Below are 18177 nucleotides of genomic sequence, written 5' to 3'. Positions count from 1 at the left end.
GTCAGCTCACTTTATGAATTGCTGAGTCCTCGAACCGGAGCATCGCGGGCCAGCAGCGCCCAGATCTGAGTGTCGTCGAAACCGTCCTCGAGTTGCCAGGCTTGCCGCATCGTGCCGTCCAAGGTCATCCCGAGTCGCTCGGCGGTCGCCGCGGAACGAACATTAGTGGCTCGGCAATGCCATTCAATCCGGTGGATACCGCGCTGATTAAACGCCCAGTCAATAAGGAACTGACAGGATCTAGTGATCAGGCCATTGCCCTGAGCTGAGGGCTCGAGCCAGCAACCCAACTCGGCGGTGCGTCGCTTTGCGTCGAAGGCCACAAACATCACGCCTCCCACCAAGATTTCGTTCAGCCAGATCCCGATCAGCCGGCCACCGTCCTCGGCGCTCGCCCGGGCATATTTGGAGAGCGTGCCACGGGCCGCTTCAACCCCGTCAGCGACGAAGGAAGGCCCCACCCATGGCCGGATATGCTCCCGCGCCCGATCCATATGTGCAGAGAACTCCTCGGCATGCCAAGGTTCAAGAGCCCGGAGTACGGTACCCGGAGCGAGTTGATGGCTCAACATAACATCCACCCGCTAAGCAATTGCGGGGTCTCGGGGCTGAAAGTCTGGAATTTTCAGACCAGACCGTTCGTCGTCCCAGGCCATCGCGCTGATTCGCCATTCGTCCCCGGTGCGAATTAAGTGAACTGTCTTCATGCCATGTTCCAGGTGCTCTTCACCCGCCTCGGTCCAGGATTTCGAATACCGGCACCAGGCTTGGGCGATGTCCCCGAAGACCTCGATCTGGCTGGACACCAGCCATTCCCGAAAGTTCTCGAATCGACCCGAGCTAAGTAGCTCAATTCGTGGCGCGATGAACTCCTCAACCGAGTAAATCGCTGGCTGCTGGCCGCAGGTACGGACGATGATCGCCTCCGGTAGCAACACCTCGCGGAGTAGTTCTGCCCGCTGCGCCGCCTCTGTACCGGAGACAAAAGCGCTGAGGAACCTTTCGACGACCGCAGAAATCGCGGAGTTCGTGCTGGCCTCGGATTCTTGCTGAGGTGGTGTCACAGATACCCGCTCTCGACGATTCGACGTGTGATTGCAATGGTCAGAACTCAGTCTATGAGTACTCAAAGCTATTCCACCAGCTTTCCGCACGTCCTGACACCTTGCTTGCTTTGCCCTCGACGATCGTCCCTACTGCGGCCTGCCGCGATCTCGACGAAGCCGCAGCGCGGGAAAAATTGCTATCAATGCCACCGCCGCGAGAGCTAAGAAGATGTCTGAATAGGCGTCCGCCTCGACGGACGCTAGCGGGTTCAGCGTCGCTCCGGGAGCCGACTGTCGCCAGGATAAGAGTACGCTGAAAAGTGCCGGCCCCGTTCCCGCTCCGAGGAACTGCGCACTTTGGAAGATGCCGATGCCGCCTCTGGCAAGCTCGCTAGGCAGCAGCTGACTAACCGCGTTAGTGGTGAGAGTCACCACCAGAGCGAAGCCGGTACCAAGGATGGTAACGGCGAGCGCAGCGAGCAGGGGAGGGCGCCCGGCGACCGTCGACATGAGCAGCATCGCCAGTGCAATGAGAGCCAAGCCAATAATGCTCACCGAGCCTTCGTTGGCGCCAGCTTTGCCGAGGCGGCCAGCCAAAACGGAGGTCAGTGCTAAGGCAATGCCTCCCGGGACCATCACTAAACTTCCCTCGCCCGCGCTCAGCCCGTTCACATTGATAATCAGCAGCGGGATCAATACCAAGGCTGAGAGGTTAGCTACCATCGCCAAAAAGATCACTCCGGCAGCGCCGAGGAATCCCCGTTGACGGAATAGCGCTGGAGACACGAAAGGATCTGCTGCGCTGCGACTGCGCAGGGCGACCAGGCTCAGCCCGATCGCTCCGAGCAGCAGTGGTGCCCACGAGGTGGGTTTCGTAAACCCACCGACCCCTTCAGCCTGGGTAACACCGAAAAGCAAGGCTCCAGTGCTCAGCCCTAATAATGCTCCGCCGATCAGATTCAGTCGGGCTCGGGAACGCGGCCGGGCCTGCCCGAGCACGGTGCGGAGGGCAGGGACGAGGGCGAGAGCGGCGAGAAACATGATCCAGAACAATGCCCGCCAGCCCAACAGCTGCCCTAGACCGCCCCCGATTGCGGGCCCGAGCGCGGCCCCGATTCCGCCCGCTGCCGCGATAGCGCCAACCCCAAGCGGGACCTCTCGGCGGGGTAGCAATCGCGAGGCGGCGACAATAGCGAGTACCGGAATAGCGGCTCCACCGAACCCACTCAGTACCCGTCCAATAACAAGCGTGAGGAGAGATGGTGCGAGCGCGCAGATCAAGCTGCCCGCAGCGTAGGCCAGGATCGCTGCGATAAAAACGCGCTGCAAGGACCATCGATCGGCCAGTCGCCCATACAGTGGGATACCGATGGCGCAGGCCAGTAGGAAACCGGTGACCACCCAGCTTGCTTGCGCGGTTGAGCTGGCAAATTCCCTGGTGATGGCGGGAAGGACCAGAGCAACCATGTCGCTGGCAATCGGAATCAACAGCATTGCTGGCATCAATACGGTCAGCAGGCGCGCCAGAGAGGGAGGCACTGGGATTGGTTTTTGGGCGGGCATATTTTGTCCTCGCAGCAGCGAATCCGGCTACCGAGAGATGGAGAATTGTTGTTCAAAGCGCGCGGTGTAGATATCGGTGCCCTTGTACTCAGAAACCAGTTCGGCTCCGGCGAACGCTGGTCCATTCTCCGAAGGGAGCTGGCCGACACCTGCCCGGCTGCCAAGCGGCAGCAGAATCATCGGGTAGTCATGGGGTAGGTAGGTCTCCGTCGGCTCTCTTCCGGCCAGCTGAGCGAGGATGTTCTGTGCGACAACTGCTGCATGTTGCCCGGCATAACCAGCCATCTTGGCTTCAGCGATATTGGTGATATCCCCAATGGCATAGACATGGCGATGCTCTCCGACGCTGAGGTCTGGGTTCACCGCCACCTCAGCACGGTCGGTGAGCTTGGTGAGCTTGCCATCATCGAGGTAGCCGGTGTTCAAAACGGCGCCATAAGCGCGGAAGTAGATGTCGGCCTCAATTATTTGGCCCTTGTCGGTGGTTGCTGAAATGGCCGCCAGAGTGCCAGCGGCAGCATCAGAAAGTTTCTCAATCCGGGTGCCGGTGAGTATCTCGATTTTCAGGGCACCGAGCTGCTGCAGCAGCGATTCTTGAACTTCAGGGAGGAAGGCCGGGAGCAACTTTGAACCTGGTTCGACCACGGTGATGAGCTTATTGGGCCAGACCTCGCGGATCTCTGCGGCGAGTTCCAGGCCGACCGGCCCACCGCCAAGGATCAGCACCCGTGGGGCTTGAGCGAGGGCCTGATGAGTCGCCTGGAAATCGGTCAGCGCCGCCGCGGTTTGATCGGAACTGGGATTGGCCGGATACGGGTAGCTCGAACCGGTAGCCAGCACGATGTAATCGGCCTCAACCCGATCACCCGAGGCTAAACTCACGCCGCCGGGGTCGACAGAGATGGCTTTGTCTCTAAGGTGCTTTCCTCGAGGCAAAATCTGTTCGAGCGGGAAGAAGATATTTGCCGCCCAGTCGGGGCGGGTGAGTGCCCGGAGAGAGCCAGCAATATTGACAAAGGCATCGCGCGGGTCGATGAGGGTGACCTCGGCGTGGTCCTGAAGCTGATGCGCCAGGGCGCTGCCGCCGTAGCCTGCGCCGACGATGACGATTCGTTGAGACATCCGATAAGGCTCCTTGTTGATGGCTATCGGTCATCCAATAGCGGTCTTCTGGTACCTTTCAAGGCTCGGATCAGAAGTCATCAGCAGCCAGACCGCTCTGAGACTAGCCCCATTACGGCCACCCTCGGGGCCATTCTGGCGGCGTAGGATGCAGAGATGGGCACACCTTTGGGAGACTTCATCCGCGCCAAGCGCGATGCCACGTCACCAGCAGATCTGGGCTTGCCCGATGACGGCCGACGTCGTGCGCCGGGTCTGCGGAGGATCGAACTCGCCACCCGCGCTGGGATGAGCGTCGAGTATCTTACCCGGATCGAGCAAGGCCGAGACCGCAATCCGACTCTTCCGGTGCTGCGCGCCATTGCGGACGGGCTAAGCCTTAATGTGGCGGAGCGACGGCATCTGACCTTCCTCGCTAAGATCGCTGGCGGGGCCTGCGTTGGCCAACGCCAGCTCAATCCCGCCCCGTTACGTCAAGAAGTTAGGCCTGCAACCCTCGAAACTCTCCGGCTGCTCGAGCCGGCTGGGGTCGCGATGGTTACCAATAAATTGGGCGATGTGCTGGCCCACACCAGCGCCTTTAATCGGCTGCTGCAGCCCACCGGCTTACTGGACGCTGAAGATCCGAATCTGCTTCGCTACCTTTTCACTGATCCCCGGGCTCAGCAGGCGCTGCTCAACTGGGAATATGTGGCCGATGTACAGACCTTCGACCTTTGGCATGCCCCTACCCTCACCGCCGCAGAGTGGCTCAAAGCTGAGATAGCGGCTCAGGCAGGCCCAGAATTTACCGCCCGGCTCAGCCGAAATCTCCCGCCGGAATCGCGGCCCTGGCAGATCCGTCTACCCGGCGGCATCGTCACGAAGTGGCAACGTGAAGTGCTAGAGACGCCAGCCGAGCCGGAGCAACAGATTGTGATCCTGATCCCAGCGGATGAGCAAACGCGGAATGCCTTTGCGCAAGGTCAACTTGAACAAGACCATTCTGAACAGGACCGCTGGGGTCAGGTAACACCGCTTCGCGCCGTTTGAAGGTAGTCCCAAGCAGATGCTAGGAGCCGTGAGCAGCTCGGTGCGACGGAGCTACTCCACCAGTTTCCCGGCCACCGAATCATCGGCGCTGGCGTAAGCGAGGTCTCGGAAGGAGTCGGGTGCCTCTTTAGCAGCCTCGAAGCTCACGCCGTTGTTCGGTTCCCAGACCATATTCCCGCGCAGCGCCTCGTCTTGTTCCGGGAAATCTTCTCGGTTATGGCAGCCCCGGGTTTCCCTGCGTTCTAATGCGCATTCCAAGGTGGCTCTGGCAGCCAAGAGCGAACCAAGCAGGTCAAAAGCATGAGCCAAGTCATCGAATCCGGCAATGTCTGGATAAGCAGTAACCTGGGGGAGCCGCGCTTCGAGTTCCTCGAGCTTGGCCAGCCCCGCCCTCAAGCCTGCTTCGCTGCGCACGACTCCCGCGTGCTCGGTCATCAGATCGCGGACCGCTCGCTGCATCCGACGTGGACTTTCCTTACCATCACCGTTCAGTAGGCCTTGCATTTCGGCGCGGGCGGCTTCCACGGCGGCCGGGTCACGCTGCACCTGGCTCCGGTTTCGTGAATACTCGGCTACTTCCTCGCCGACAATCCGGCCATAAACCATTAGCTCAATCAAAGAATTGCCGCCGAGTCGATTAGCCCCGTGCAGGCCGCTTGAAGCTTCCCCAATGGCGTAGAAGCCCTCAACACCGGTGCCGTGATCTTCCGGCCGAACCCAAACCCCGCCCATTGAATAGTGTGCGGTGGGTGCAACCTCGATCGGAGTTTCGGTGATGTCGAGCATTTGCAAGTCGATCAAGCTCCGGAATAATCGAGGCAACTTGGCCCGAATCTGCTCTTTCGGCAGATGCGAAACGTCGAGATAGACGCCACCTTTTTTGGTGCCGCGTCCCGCGGCGATCTCGGTGTAATTAGCTAAGGCGACCCGATCCCGGGTGGAAAGCTCCATCCGTTCAGGATCATAACGATCCATGAAGCGCTCGCCCTGCGCGTTACGCAGCACGCCGCCTTCGCCGCGAGCCGCTTCGGAAACCAGGGTGCCCGCCGCATCCTCTGGTTCCAGTAGGCCGGAGGGGTGGAACTGGACCAATTCAGCATCGCGGATCTTGCCACCGGCGAGAGCAGCGAGGCGGAAGGAGTCGCCGGTGTTTTCGTCGCGACGCGAGGAGGTGTAACGCCAGATTCTGGTGTGGCCACCAGCGGCTAGGATGACGGCATCGGCGTGAATAACCACCGGAGTTCCATCGATCACATCAAAACCGTAAGCACCAAAAACCACCCCGTCGCTGACCAGAATCCGAGTGATGTACATCGTGTCCACAATCTCAACCCCAGCGGAGCTGGCCCGGTTCACCAAGGTGCGCTGAATCTCCAGGCCGGTGTAGTCCCCGGCGAAACAAGTCCGACGGTACCGGTGCGCCCCGAAGAAACGCTGACTCAGCCGGCCGTCGGCCTCCCTGGCAAAGGGCATTCCCCAACGTTCCAGGTCTGCAATGCCACGGGCGGCGTTCTTAGCGACGATTTCCACAATCTCCGGGTCAGCCAGATAGTAGGACTCGCGTAGCGTGTCTGCGGCGTGTTGCTGCCAGCTGTCCTCAGGATCCATCGTGCCCAGGGCGGCATTGATGCCACCGGCAGCGAGTGTGGTGTGAGCGTCGTGCTTACGACGTTTGCCGACCGCAAGTACCTTCACACCCCGTTCGGCGAGTTCGATGGCGGCGCGCAGCCCCGCGCCACCGGTGCCAATGACCAGCACATTGGTAGCTAATTGACGTTCAGAATTGGTCGATGTCTTCATACTGTCAATGCTAGAAATCTTGACATGATTACTCCAATGAATAATTTGAGTAGTTATCATGCATTTATGCTATTGACATGAACCTCGAACAGCTTCGCAGCTTTGACGCGGTCGCACGGATTGGCCACTTCACCAGAGCCGCCGAGCAACTGCATTTAGCGCAACCGTCCTTGAGTAGACAGATAGCCACCCTTGAACATGATTTGGGCGCCGAGCTTTTCCATCGGGTCCGAGGCCACATCACCCTTACCGCTGCTGGCGAGCGTTTGCTGCCGCTGGCCCGTCGGATGCTCGCCGACGCTGAATTGGCGCGTCTGGAAATGGCTGAATTGGCGGATCTGCGTCGGGGAGCGGTGCGACTGGGGGCAACCCCGACCTTGTGCATCAGCCTGGTGCCCGAGGTACTCGCCGCCTTTCGACAGAAATTTCCGGGTATTGAGCTGCGCATTACCGAGCGGGGCTCGAACGGTCTAGCCGAGGAACTTGAGGAGGGGGCATTGGACCTTGCCTTGATGACCGCAACCGAAAGTATCGCGCCTTCCGCGATGAGCCTGAATCGACTTCCGCTGCTGAACGAGCAACTAGTGGTGATTGGGGCGGTATCTGATACAAATTTATCCTCGCGTCAGATCATCAGTCTTGAAGAACTCGCGACCTTCCCGCAGATCGCTTTTCACCGCAGCTACGATTTGCGGCAAGCCACCGACGCCGCCTTCCGAGCCGCCCATCTCGCACCCTGGAACGCAGTTGAAGGGGCCGAAATGGATGCCGTGCTGCGCTTTGTCGAGCGCGGTATTGGGGTGGCTGTGGTGCCCGCTATGGTGCTCCTGGACAGACCGAAGCTGCACTCCTTGCGGCTCAGTCAACCGCAATTGAGTAGGACGATCAGTCTGGCTCATCGTCCCGACTTCAGGCTCAGCCGAGCCGCTCTCGCGATGCAGCAATTGATTGTTTCAACCATTGAGCAGATTACCTCGGTTGGCGCCCCGCTCGCTGAGCTACTCAGCAAAGCTGATTGAGGATGAGTGACGGGGGAGTTGCTGTTAGGCCACGTTTTGACTAAGCGTCGAGAGCTCGTCTAGATCAAGGGATAGCATCTGGAGAGAACTGTTTTTCGATTCATTAGATCCAGAGGTCATCATGTCGGACTTTCCGCAACTACCTGGCGCGCAACCGCAGAATAATCAGCCCTATCAACCGGCTCCAGGTAACCAGCCCGCAGGCTACCCGCAACAGGGACAGAACGCCTATCCACAATCCGGGCAGCAATCCGGACAGTACCCCTATCAGCAGGCCAATTACCGAGGCGGCTACCCATCAGCAGGCTATCAGCCCGCGCCACCGTCCGGGGCGGGGAACGCGCTCGGCATTGTGGCCTTGGTACTCGGGATTATTGCGCTGGCCTTGTCCTGGATCCCTTTCGTCGGATTAATCAGCGTGTTGCTAGGCCTGGCCGCGCTGATTTGCGGTGGCATCGCGTTGGCTCGGAAGGGTGCCGCCAAAGTGATGCCCGCGATTGGCGCTTCGCTTGGTTTGGTAGCCATGGTGGTGGCAATTGTGGTGACGATTGTGACCACCATTGCGATTGGTAATGCAGTGCAGCAAAGCGTCGATCTGCCTTCTGGGTTCCCGACTAGCCTGCCTACTGAGCTCAATAAGGAACACAGCTTCAAGTTGGTAGTCAGTTCAGATGTTGCCGCCGAGATCAGCTATTCGGCGGCTAATGAGAGCGAGAGCAAAATCCCGGTGAACGGAAGCTGGGAGAAGGCCATCGCCGGTAAATCAGTATTGGGACTTGCCACGATTTCGGTGAGTGCCAAGGAATACACCGGTAATGGCAAGTTGAGCTGCGAAATTTTCGTCGACGGCCAGAGCGTGGACAAGAAGTCAGGCGTTGACTATGTCAGTTGCTTCGGCTCGCTGAAGTAATGCCTGAGCTGACCCTGGCAGTAGGGACGTTTTGCTCAGTGCTAAGCCTAGGTTGTCAGCTCGGGCACTAAAAAACTCCTGACCGTCGTTATTGGGGGATACGACGGTCAGGAGTCATGTTTAAGCATAGTCCGGCTTGGCCAGGATGCAAACCCGGCACGGCATGTCGTGAGCTTTTTTGGGACTGAATGTTGCGAAAACCTCAGAGGGGCTGCCACGGTCCGATGATGCGTGCGAATATGGGGATCCGATGAGCTACTTGAGCAGTGTCCCGGAACAGCTGGATTTCAGCCAAAATAAAAGACCTTCTGCGCTGACTATTGGGGGATGCCAGCGCAGAAGGCCATAAATAAATATACAAGCTTTTGCATACAAGTCAAATCGCTTCCGTCCACCGAGAGTTGCGTGGCGTCACGTAGCGGTACCAGACCGGCAAAGCGCTTCGAAGGGCACTAGGCTTTAACTGTTAGGACTTTTATGATCCATGGAGGAAGAATGTCTGCACAGATCGGTGTAACCGGACTGGCCGTAATGGGCGCGAATTTGGCTCGAAATCTGGCCCGGAATGGCTTCACAGTAGCCTTGCACAACCGTTCGGTGAGCCGAACCGATGAACTTTTGGCCAAACACGGCAGCGAGGGCGACTTCGTCCGCACCGAAACCCTGGAAGAGCTGGTCGGTGCCCTGGAGAAGCCGCGTCGGGTGCTGATTATGGTCAAGGCTGGAGCGCCGGTTGACTCCGTGGTGGATCAGCTAGTTCCGCTGCTTGAAGAGGGCGATATCGTCATCGACGCCGGAAACTCACATTTTGAGGATACCCGCCGTCGGGAGGCAGCGCTCGCCAAGCAGGGCCTGCACTTCGTTGGCATTGGCGTCTCCGGTGGTGAGGAAGGGGCGCTGAACGGCCCGTCGATTATGCCCGGTGGCTCGCAGGAGTCATACCAGGCGCTCGGGCCGTTGCTGGAGAAAATTTCCGCTCACGTCGACGGCCAGCCTTGTTGCGCCTGGATTGGCACCGACGGTGCCGGTCATTTCGTCAAGATGGTGCATAACGGCATTGAATATGCCGATATGCAGGTGATCGGTGAGGCTTACGACCTACTGCGCAGCGGTGCCGGCCTGGAGCCTGCGGAACAGGCCGAAGTGTTCTCGGAATGGAACAAGGGTGAACTTTCCTCGTTCCTGATCGAAATCACCGCCGAAGTGCTTGGCCACGTTGACGCTAAAACCGGGAAGCCGTTTGTCGATGTGCTGGTTGACCAGGCCGGGCAAAAAGGTACCGGGCGCTGGACGGTGATCTCGGCGCTTGAACTCGGCTCACCAACTTCGGGCATCGCTGAGTCGGTCTTCGCACGCGCGTTGTCATCTAAAGCATCCCAACGGGTCGAAGCACAGCAGTTGCTAGTCGCGGAGACGAGCGAAGTGAGTATTCCGGAGAGCTTTGTCGAGGATGTTCGGCAAGCGCTCTACGCCTCCAAATTGGTCAGCTACGCTCAGGGGCTCGATATGCTCACCGGTGCTGCAGCCGAGTACAACTGGGATTTGAAACTTGACGAGATCGCTTCGCTCTGGCGTGGCGGCTGCATCATTCGTGCTGAACTGCTCAAAGACATCACCAAGGCTTATGCTGCCGAGGAGAAACCGGCCAATCTGCTCTTCGCCCCGGCTTTTGCGGAGGCCATTGCACAAGCATTGCCGGCCTGGCGTCGAGTGGTCTCGATTGCTGTCCAGCTGGGCATTCCGGTGCCGGTTTTCTCGGCCTCGCTCGCCTACTATGACGGGCTGCGCCGCAAGCGGCTACCCGCTGCGTTGACCCAGGGCTTGCGCGACCTCTTCGGTGCGCACACCTACCAGCGTGTCGACGCCGAGGGCACCTTCCACACCCTATGGGGCGAGGACAAGTCTGAAATCGAAGCCGTCGATAGTCACTAGCTTCCTGGTGTACGGCTGAGGGCCTGGGGTTCGCTCGCGAGCGAACCCCAGGCCCTCAGTTCTTGTTTCGAGTTAGATATACATTGCCGGATCGATATATTCAGCCGGATCAACTGCCGGAGCGGTCTCTCGCTTCGCATCTCGATGCCGCCAGGTAGCCGGGATGCCGGTCAGAATCGACTCTGCCGGGGCATCCTTGACCACCACGGCATTTGCGCCGATTGCGCTGTCTGAGCCAATCACGACCGGGCCGAGCACCTTGGCGCCAGCGCCAACGGTGACTCGATCTCCTAGCGTGGGGTGGCGTTTCACCTTCGCTAGCGAGCGTCCGCCCAGGGTGACGCCCTGGTAGAGCATGACATCATCGCCAATTTCGGTGGTCTCGCCAATCACCACACCCATTCCGTGATCAATGAAAAAGCGCCGGCCAATGGTGGCCCCGGGGTGAATTTCAATTCCGGTCAGCGCCCTGGTCAGCTGGGAGAGCGCCCGCGCCGGGAATCGCAGCGCAGGGTTCTGCCACATCTTATGGGTCAGTCGATGCACCCAAATGGCGTGCAGACCTGAATAGATGAAAAAGTTCTCCGCCGTGCCGCGGGCCGCCGGATCGTGGGAGCCAGCAGCTTGCAGGTCTTCGCGCAGTCTGGCGAAGAATGTCATCTTTAGCCTCGGATATCGTCGTACAGAACGGTGGAGATGTAGCGCTCACCGAAGTCGCAGACCACTGCGACGATCAGTTTCCCGGCATTTTCCGGTCGCTTTGCCAATTCTAGAGCAGCCCACACAATGGCGCCGGAGGAGATGCCACCGAGAATGCCTTCCTCGGTACCCAACGCCCGCGCAATCCGTAGTGAATCCTCGATGGTGGCGTCGAAAACCTCATCGTAGACCTCGGTGTCCAATACCTCGGGAACAAAGTTAGCGCCGAGACCCTGGATCTTGTGCGGTCCGGGGCTGCCACCGTTCAGGATGGGGGAGTCTTTCGGCTCTACAGCGACAATCTGCACGTCCGGCTTGCGTTCTTTCAGCACCTGGCCGACGCCGGTAATAGTACCGCCGGTACCAACACCCGAGACGAAAATATCGACAGCACCGTCGGTGTCTTGCCAGATCTCTTCGGCGGTGGTGGCACGGTGGACAGCCGGGTTTGCCTGGTTAGCGAACTGCTGGGCCCAAATAGCATTCTCGGTGCTGGCGACGATCTCCTGCGCCTTTTCAACCGCACCGCGCATGCCCTCAGAACCCGGGGTGAGCACGATTTCCGCACCATAAGCACGCAACATCACTCGACGTTCGGTAGACATGGTTTCCGGCATCGTCAGAATAACCTTGTAGCCACGGGCCGCGCCGACCATGGCCAGCGCAATGCCGGTGTTTCCAGAGGTGCCTTCTACGACGGTGCCACCGGGTTTTAGCGCCCCGGAAGCTTCAGCGGCGTCGATGATGGCCTTACCGATGCGATCCTTCACACTGTTTGCCGGATTATAAAATTCCAGCTTGACCGCGACCGTGGCGTCCAAGCCCTCGGTCAGGCGGTTGAGTTTCACCAGGGGGGTGCGTCCAACGAGTTCGGTGACGTTTTCGTAGATGGCTGCCATCGGATTCCTATCTGAGTCGCTTTGGGTCGTGCCTAGCTGGTCTGCTTGAAGTCCTTGCAAATTTTAGCCAGCCGAGCCGCTCTCGCCTAAGCCACTAGCCACGAAGAGTAATATTTCCGGGCTTTCGCCAGCTTCGGATTAATGATCACCTGGCAATAACCTTGCTCAGGGTGCTTGGCGTAGAAATTCTGGTGATATTCTTCGGCTCGGTGGAAGGTTGGCAGCCGGGTGACCTCGGTGACGATCGGATCGTTCCAGAGCGTTTGTGCCCGAGCTATGGCCGCTTGAAAACTCGCTTGCTGCTCGCCGTCAACATAGAACATCGAGGAACGGTATTGGGTGCCAACATCGTAGCCCTGCCGGTTGAGGGTGGTGGGATCGTGAGAAACGAAGAACAGGTCGAGGATCACCTCTTCCGGAACAATTGTCTCGTCAAAGCTCACCGCAACCACCTCGGCGTGTCCGGTCACACCCGAGCAGACCGACTCGTAGTCTGGGTGGCTGGTGTAGCCGCCGGTATAGCCCGAAACAACCTCAGTGACGCCAAGGGTTTTTTGATAGATCGCGTCCAGGCACCAGAAACAGCCGCCGCCTAATACAAAAGTCTTCACAGTACTCTCAATGTTCCTCGACGACAGAAGATTCCCGTGGCTGTTCCGATCAGCGACATAGGATGGGGCTATGGACCAGCTTGAACCCGAAGAAAGCCAGTCAGCGGAGCCCGAATACCAGGCTCAGACGGCGACTCTTGCCGAAGTGCAGCTTGCCGTGGAGGAGTTATGGCCGGAGTCCTTGGCTGAAGAATGGGACGCTGTCGGACTTGTGGTGGGCAGACCCGCCGCCCAGGTGCGGAAGATACTCTTCGCGGTAGATCCAACTCTCGAGGTGGTCGATGAGGCCCTTGAATGGGGTGCCGATCTGATCATTACCCACCATCCCTTGCTCTTAAAGGGCGTGACTTCGGTCGCCGCTAACACCGGTAAGGGGCAGGTGGTGCATGCCTTGATCGAATCCGGCTGCGCCCTGTTGGCGGTGCACACCAATGGCGATTCCGCGGTGGGCGGTGTCTCCGACGTGATTGCTGATGCCTTGGGTCTAGAAGAGGTAAAACCCTTGCAGGCGGCCCGGCACGGTCTGCCGGAAGAAGGCATCGGCCGGATCGGAGACTTGCCACAGGCAATGCAACTGGGCGATTTCGCTGCCCTGGTCTTTAGCGTGCTGCCGGCAGTGGCCGGTGGCGTGAAGGTTGCGGGGGATCGGCAGGGGCTGGTGCGCCGCGTCGCGGTGTGCGGAGGAGCCGGGGACTCGCTATTGGAATTGGTGCAGAACCTGGGTGCTGACGTCTACCTGACCGCAGATTTACGTCATCATCCCGCCTCTGAAGCACGCGAGGGGCGCCCTGGTGGCCGACCCTACCTCGTTGATCTCTCCCACTTCGCCTCGGAATGGCTGTGGCTACCGGCGGCCGCTCAAGCTTTGGGGAACGTACTCGGGGATCAAGGATTTGATGTCGAGTTGCGTGTCAGCCAGGTCAACACCGATCCCTGGGATTTCATTTTGACTCCCGGGGAGGGCTGAGAGGCCGTAGGCTTAGAACACTGGTTTTTATGGAGAAGAGGGTACTGATGGCGAAAGCTGCTCCGGCTGAGCAATTGAGGTTATTGGATTTGCAGGCGTTGGACGGCCGAGTCAAAAGCCTCGACAAACAGGCAAAAACCTTAAAGGCCGATCCACGGCTGACTCAGTTACAGGCCGAGGTGGCGGCGGCCCAGTCAGCGCTCGGCCAAATAAGCATTGAACTTTCAGACACTCAGCTCGAATTGAAGCGCTCCGAGGGCGATGTCGAACAAGTTGTCAGCAGAATGGAACGCGACGAAGCCAGGCTGAATGCCGGCGGACTGTCGAAAGACCTGATGGCGTTACAGGCGGACCTCGCCTCATTAGCTAAGCGTCGTTCTGATCTAGAAGATGCCGAACTGGAAGTGATGGAGCGGCTCGAGGATGTCACCGGCCGCCAAGCCACCCAACAATCAGTGGTGCAGGGCTTGCAGGGGCAATTAGAGCTTGTCCAGAGCGAGATAGATGCTGCACTCGCTGAGGTGCTGGCAGACCGCGAGGAAACTCAACAGAAACGCACCGAACTGGCTGAAACTTTTGAGGCAAGCTTGCTTGGCGTCTATCAGAAAACCCTTGAACGCCGTGGCATTGGCGCAGCTCGTCTTTTCCACGGTACTTCGGAGGGATCAGGTATGCAGCTGAGCCCCGGTGACCTGGCAGATATTTCTAAAGCGGCTGACGACGACATCGTGTTCTGCCCGGACTCCGGCTGCATCCTGGTGCGCTCCGGCGAGTGGAGCTAACTCGGTCCTCAGCAGGCCGCCGGAATCTTCGATGGGCCCAGCATCAGTAACTCTATCTAGTTCTTGTCTAGTGCCTGACTAGTTCTGTTCTAGTTCTGTTTTAGTTTGCCGATTTTGCCTTAGCAAAGCTCACGCCCGCTGCCAGGATCAGGTTCAGACTATGAGGCTTCTTTGCTGTTCCCGGGGTAAGTTCAGCGTTGAAATACCGTTGGGCTACCTTGAGTAGCTCGCGCGGGGTCTGCGGAGCTGATCCGCGCCGTCGCAATAGCAAGCCCGCCAGTTCGCCTCTGGTGTGTTTTGCGAAGTGAGAGACCACTGTCCGCTTGCCGTTTCGTTCCTGGAAGACATTGACTTCGACGGTGTTCTCAGCGGGCGGGGCCCAGGCCGCGGTGTAGTTGCTGGAACGGCAATCGACAACTAATTCATTGCTGGCTCGCTCGTCCATGGCCTTACTGAGAAGTGGCCGCCAAAACGATGCCAGTCTGCCCAGCCCAGGCAGACTAACCGACATCGACAATCGATAGGCGGGAATCCGATCGCCGAACCGGACGACGCCCCAGAGTCCTGAGATGATCAGCACCGCTTCGTCGGCCCGGGCACGTTGCGCTTGCGTCATTGCCTGGTAACCCAAGGCGTCGTAAAGAACGCCGCTATAAACCTGGTGCGCCGGAGCAGCAGCCTCCTCTAAAAGCCGAGTGTTGCGCGCGACTTCCGCCGCCAGGGAGGGGCCGACGCCGAGATGCTTTAGCGCCTCGGGGTGCAGGGAAGCTTGCCGTAGCGCTTCGAGGACTTGCTTGCGCGGCTCTGAGAGTTCGGGGAAGGACAGTTCCGTTAGCTCGACCGTGCGGCTATCGACGGCAGCAGTCTTACCTTCAGAGGGCGGCAGCAAGATCAACACGAGACGAGCTTAGTCGTTTCGCTGGCATGATTTTGACGGCGTGAGACGGATCACTGGAATAGCTTCTGTGATTGCGATGTTGCGCAGAGCAAGTGGACCACGGTGCTGGTGATGCCCCGCAAGCTGTTGTTCTGCTCAGCAATAATACGATTTGACCTCGTCGAAAGTGCCTCAATGAATCTCTTTAGCCCGCTTGACCTCGGACCGCTGACTCTGCCCAACCGGATCGCGATGGCGCCTTTGACGCGCCTGCGTGCCGGTTCAGATGGAGTGCCCGGTGAGTTGATTGCTGAGCATTATGCGCAGCGCGCCAGCTTGGGTCTGCTGATCAGTGAGGGCACCTACCCGAGCTTCGAATCTCAGTCCTACGCTGGTCAGCCGGGAATCGTCAGTGAGCAGCAGGTGGCCGGCTGGGCCAGGGTTGCCGAGGCGGTACATCAGGCTGGCGGTCGGATCTTTATGCAATTGATGAACGGCGGGCGCACTGGCCATTCAAAGATCAGCGGTGTTGATCGCACTGTCGCGCCGAGTGCTATAGCTATTTCCGGTGAAGTTCGAGTGGGCGCTGAAAAACTGCCGCACCAGACGCCGCACGCCTTAACCACCGCTGAAGTTGAGCAGGTTCGCGATGAGTTTGCGGCAGCTGCGCGTCGAGCCATTGAGGCGGGTTTTGACGGTGTGGAAATTCATGCTGCCAACGGCTATCTAGTTCACCAGTTCTTAGGCCCCTCATCGAATGTTCGGGAGGACCGCTATGGCGGATCGGCGGAGGCAAGGGCCCAGTTCGGCATTGAGGTTGCTACTGCCGTCGCTGCCGAGATTGGCGCTGAACGAGTAGGCATTCGGCTGTCCCCAGAGCACAATATCCAGGATGTTTTTGAAACCGATGCGGCGGAAACCGCCGCTACCTATCACGCACTTTTGGCCGGAATTGCGCCCTTGGACTTGGCATATTTGAGCATCTTGCACCAGGATCCAGAGGGCGAGTTAGTGCAGGACCTGCGGTCTCGTTTTACTGGCGTTTTCATGATTAACAGTGGCTTTAGCTCGCTGACTTCACGGCAGGAGGCGCGGATGGTGGTCGCTGAGAACATTGCCGACGTGATCGCGGTTGGCAGACCGGTGATCGCGAACCCGGATCTTGCGGAGCGCTGGATGGGGGACCACCCGGAGAACGAGGCAAATCCGGCGACGTTCTACGCGGCTGGAGCTGAGGGGTATAACGACTACCCGCTGCTGAGCGCTTAGTCGGGGGGCCGGACCCTGGCATCATGGGCGCCTTCCAGAACGTGAGATTGACCACGATGGTCATTGAGCGTTCTCAGCTCACTTTAGAATTGATAAGGCTTTTATTCGAAAGTGTTCTGACTGACTTCAATGAGGAAGGCGCCCCTAAGTGACTGCAAACCCCGAGCTGGCCTACCAAAGCTGGGCAAAACGGGAGGCGATGGCTGAAGCCATGATCCCGCTGATCGGTCAGTTGTACCGCGAGAACAACGTACTGACCAGTGTCTATGGACGGTCGTTAATCAACCAGTCGGTGGTCGACATTCTCAAGGCGCATCGCTGGGCCCGGCAGATTGATGACGTCGAGCTGCCGATTGAGGACACCCTGCCATTGCTGCAAGGTCTGGCAAAGCTCGACTTGGGCGCTGCTTCCATTGATCTGGCGAAGTTGAGTCGCAACTTCAAGGCACAAAACGCCGAGCTTGATAGTTTCCTACGCACCGAACTTGCCGAGGTGGTGAATCAGCGCGGTAATGATTCACGCAGTAGCACCGATGTGGTGCTCTACGGTTTCGGCCGGATCGGCCGATTACTGGCCCGAATCTTGATTGAGCACGCCGGTGGCGGGAACGGTCTGCGCTTGCGTGCCATCGTGGTTCGTAAGGGCTCAGAGCAGGATCTAGTGAAGCGCGCCAGCTTGCTCCGCCGCGATTCGGTGCACGGTCCCTTCGACGGCACCATTACCGTCGACCAGGAAAACAACACCATTCTGGCCAATGGCACCTTGATTCAGGTCATCTATGCGGATAACCCGGCCGCGGTGAACTACACCGCCTACGGCATTGAGAATGCTCTGGTAGTGGATAATACCGGGCGTTGGCGCGATGCTGAAGGCCTCTCTCAGCACTTGCAGAGCAGGGGAGTGGCGCGCGTACTGCTCACCGCCCCGGGCAAGGGTGATTTGAAGAACATTGTGCATGGTATTAATCACCAGAGCATCTCCGCCAGCGACAAGATCATCACCGCGGCCTCTTGCACAACGAACGCGATCACCCCGGTGCTGAAGGTCATCAACGATAAATTCGGGATTGCGCACGGCCACGTGGAGACCGTGCACTCTTTTACTAACGATCAGAACCTCACCGATAACTTCCACAAGGGAGACCGGCGCGGACGGTCGGCAGCCTTGAATATGGTATTGACCGAGACCGGAGCGGCTAAGGCGGTGGCGAAGGCGCTACCTGAATTGCTCGGCAAACTGACCGGTAATTCGATCCGGGTACCAACCCCGGACGTCTCGATGGCTATTCTGAACCTCAACTTGGAACAGGAGACCAGCAAGGAAGAAATCAACGGCTACCTTCGCGATATCTCCTTACACTCCGAACTGCACCGGCAAATTGACTACATCGATTCTCCGGAAGTTGTTTCCACCGATTTCGTGGGTTCCCGGCGGGCTGGCATTGTCGATGGTCTAGCAACTATTTCCAATGGCAAAAACCTAGTGCTCTACGTCTGGTACGACAATGAATTCGGTTATAGCTGCCAGGTTGTTCGGGTGATGGAGGAAATGGCGGGCGTACACCCCAAGCCTTTTCCTCGTACCGAAAGCTGAGCTTAGCTTCCATATCTCAAACAGCTTCGCCCAGAATTCTGTCGGTGCTGGGCGA

General features: G+C 58.7%; 17 protein-coding genes. 8 read left to right on the top strand and 9 right to left on the bottom strand.

Translation table 11 applies throughout. The annotated features are described in order from the left end of the window. Window positions 1-11: 11 nt before the first annotated feature. The 4 genes from UM93_RS06130 to UM93_RS06115 form a co-directional block, all read right to left on the bottom strand. A complete protein-coding gene (locus tag UM93_RS06130) occupies window positions 12-572 on the bottom strand; it encodes a GNAT family N-acetyltransferase (protein WP_045074381.1) in 561 nt (186 codons plus the stop codon). 12 nt (window positions 573-584) lie between these two features. After that, the gene (locus tag UM93_RS06125; protein ID WP_045074380.1) at window positions 585-1064 is read right to left on the bottom strand and encodes a nuclear transport factor 2 family protein; all 480 of its coding nucleotides are present in this window, start codon (window positions 1062-1064) and stop codon (window positions 585-587) included. 129 nt (window positions 1065-1193) lie between these two features. Then, complete coding sequence (locus tag UM93_RS06120; protein ID WP_199921813.1) at window positions 1194-2585, bottom strand: MFS transporter; 1392 nt, start codon at window positions 2583-2585, stop codon at window positions 1194-1196. 51 nt (window positions 2586-2636) lie between these two features. Beyond that, on the bottom strand, window positions 2637-3731 hold the full coding sequence (locus tag UM93_RS06115; RefSeq protein WP_045074376.1) for an NAD(P)/FAD-dependent oxidoreductase: 1095 nt from the start codon (window positions 3729-3731) through the stop codon (window positions 2637-2639). 156 nt (window positions 3732-3887) lie between these two features. On the opposite strand from UM93_RS06115, the gene UM93_RS06110 reads away from it, so the two are divergent. Next, window positions 3888-4763: a helix-turn-helix domain-containing protein gene (locus tag UM93_RS06110; protein WP_082057032.1), complete on the top strand. Its 876-nt coding sequence runs from the start codon at window positions 3888-3890 to the stop codon at window positions 4761-4763. A gap of 51 nt (window positions 4764-4814) precedes the next feature. On the opposite strand, the gene UM93_RS06105 is transcribed toward UM93_RS06110, so the two are convergent. After that, complete coding sequence (locus UM93_RS06105) at window positions 4815-6563, bottom strand: L-aspartate oxidase (protein WP_045074374.1); 1749 nt, start codon at window positions 6561-6563, stop codon at window positions 4815-4817. A gap of 77 nt (window positions 6564-6640) precedes the next feature. On the opposite strand from UM93_RS06105, the gene UM93_RS06100 reads away from it, so the two are divergent. From UM93_RS06100 to gndA, 3 genes are all read left to right on the top strand, one after another. Further along, the gene (locus UM93_RS06100; RefSeq protein ID WP_045074373.1) at window positions 6641-7582 is read left to right on the top strand and encodes a LysR family transcriptional regulator; all 942 of its coding nucleotides are present in this window, start codon (window positions 6641-6643) and stop codon (window positions 7580-7582) included. A gap of 121 nt (window positions 7583-7703) precedes the next feature. Beyond that, the gene (locus UM93_RS17075) at window positions 7704-8492 is read left to right on the top strand and encodes a DUF308 domain-containing protein (RefSeq protein ID WP_052663655.1); all 789 of its coding nucleotides are present in this window, start codon (window positions 7704-7706) and stop codon (window positions 8490-8492) included. A 495-nt stretch (window positions 8493-8987) separates the two neighbouring features. Continuing rightward, entirely contained in the window at window positions 8988-10424 is a 1437-nt protein-coding gene (gene gndA / locus UM93_RS06090) for an NADP-dependent phosphogluconate dehydrogenase (RefSeq protein WP_045074371.1), read from the top strand. 72 nt (window positions 10425-10496) lie between these two features. Here gndA and epsC read toward each other — a convergent pair whose 3' ends face one another. The 3 genes from epsC to msrA form a co-directional block, all read right to left on the bottom strand. Further along, window positions 10497-11084, bottom strand: coding sequence for a serine O-acetyltransferase EpsC (gene epsC / locus UM93_RS06085; RefSeq protein WP_045074369.1), 588 nt, complete (start codon window positions 11082-11084; stop codon window positions 10497-10499). A 2-nt stretch (window positions 11085-11086) separates the two neighbouring features. Next, a complete protein-coding gene (cysK, locus tag UM93_RS06080) occupies window positions 11087-12022 on the bottom strand; it encodes a cysteine synthase A (protein WP_045074368.1) in 936 nt (311 codons plus the stop codon). 86 nt (window positions 12023-12108) lie between these two features. Next, the gene (msrA, locus tag UM93_RS06075; protein ID WP_045074366.1) at window positions 12109-12633 is read right to left on the bottom strand and encodes a peptide-methionine (S)-S-oxide reductase MsrA; all 525 of its coding nucleotides are present in this window, start codon (window positions 12631-12633) and stop codon (window positions 12109-12111) included. A gap of 70 nt (window positions 12634-12703) precedes the next feature. Here msrA and UM93_RS06070 point away from each other — a divergent pair, with 70 nt between their 5' ends. Beyond that, the gene (locus UM93_RS06070; RefSeq protein ID WP_045074364.1) at window positions 12704-13600 is read left to right on the top strand and encodes a Nif3-like dinuclear metal center hexameric protein; all 897 of its coding nucleotides are present in this window, start codon (window positions 12704-12706) and stop codon (window positions 13598-13600) included. A 47-nt stretch (window positions 13601-13647) separates the two neighbouring features. After that, window positions 13648-14382 carry a zinc ribbon domain-containing protein gene (locus UM93_RS06065; RefSeq protein ID WP_045074363.1) on the top strand — a complete coding sequence of 245 codons (735 nt, stop codon included), beginning with the start codon at window positions 13648-13650 and terminating at the stop codon, window positions 14380-14382. A gap of 100 nt (window positions 14383-14482) precedes the next feature. On the opposite strand, the gene UM93_RS06060 is transcribed toward UM93_RS06065, so the two are convergent. After that, window positions 14483-15280: a YaaA family protein gene (locus tag UM93_RS06060; RefSeq protein ID WP_045074361.1), complete on the bottom strand. Its 798-nt coding sequence runs from the start codon at window positions 15278-15280 to the stop codon at window positions 14483-14485. Window positions 15281-15454: 174 nt separating this feature from the next. Here UM93_RS06060 and UM93_RS06055 point away from each other — a divergent pair, with 174 nt between their 5' ends. Continuing rightward, window positions 15455-16528 carry an alkene reductase gene (locus tag UM93_RS06055; RefSeq protein WP_045074359.1) on the top strand — a complete coding sequence of 358 codons (1074 nt, stop codon included), beginning with the start codon at window positions 15455-15457 and terminating at the stop codon, window positions 16526-16528. Between the two features lie 148 nt (window positions 16529-16676). After that, window positions 16677-18122 (top strand): glyceraldehyde-3-phosphate dehydrogenase, encoded by a 1446-nt coding sequence (locus UM93_RS06050; RefSeq protein ID WP_082057031.1) that lies wholly within the window; start codon window positions 16677-16679, stop codon window positions 18120-18122. Window positions 18123-18177: the final 55 nt, after the last annotated feature.

Origin of the sequence: Psychromicrobium lacuslunae (assembly GCF_000950575.1) — a bacterium.
GTDB lineage: Bacteria > Actinomycetota > Actinomycetes > Actinomycetales > Micrococcaceae > Renibacterium > Renibacterium lacuslunae.
Note: the sequence above shows the minus strand (reverse complement) of the source record. Positions and strands in the feature narration are given on the sequence as shown.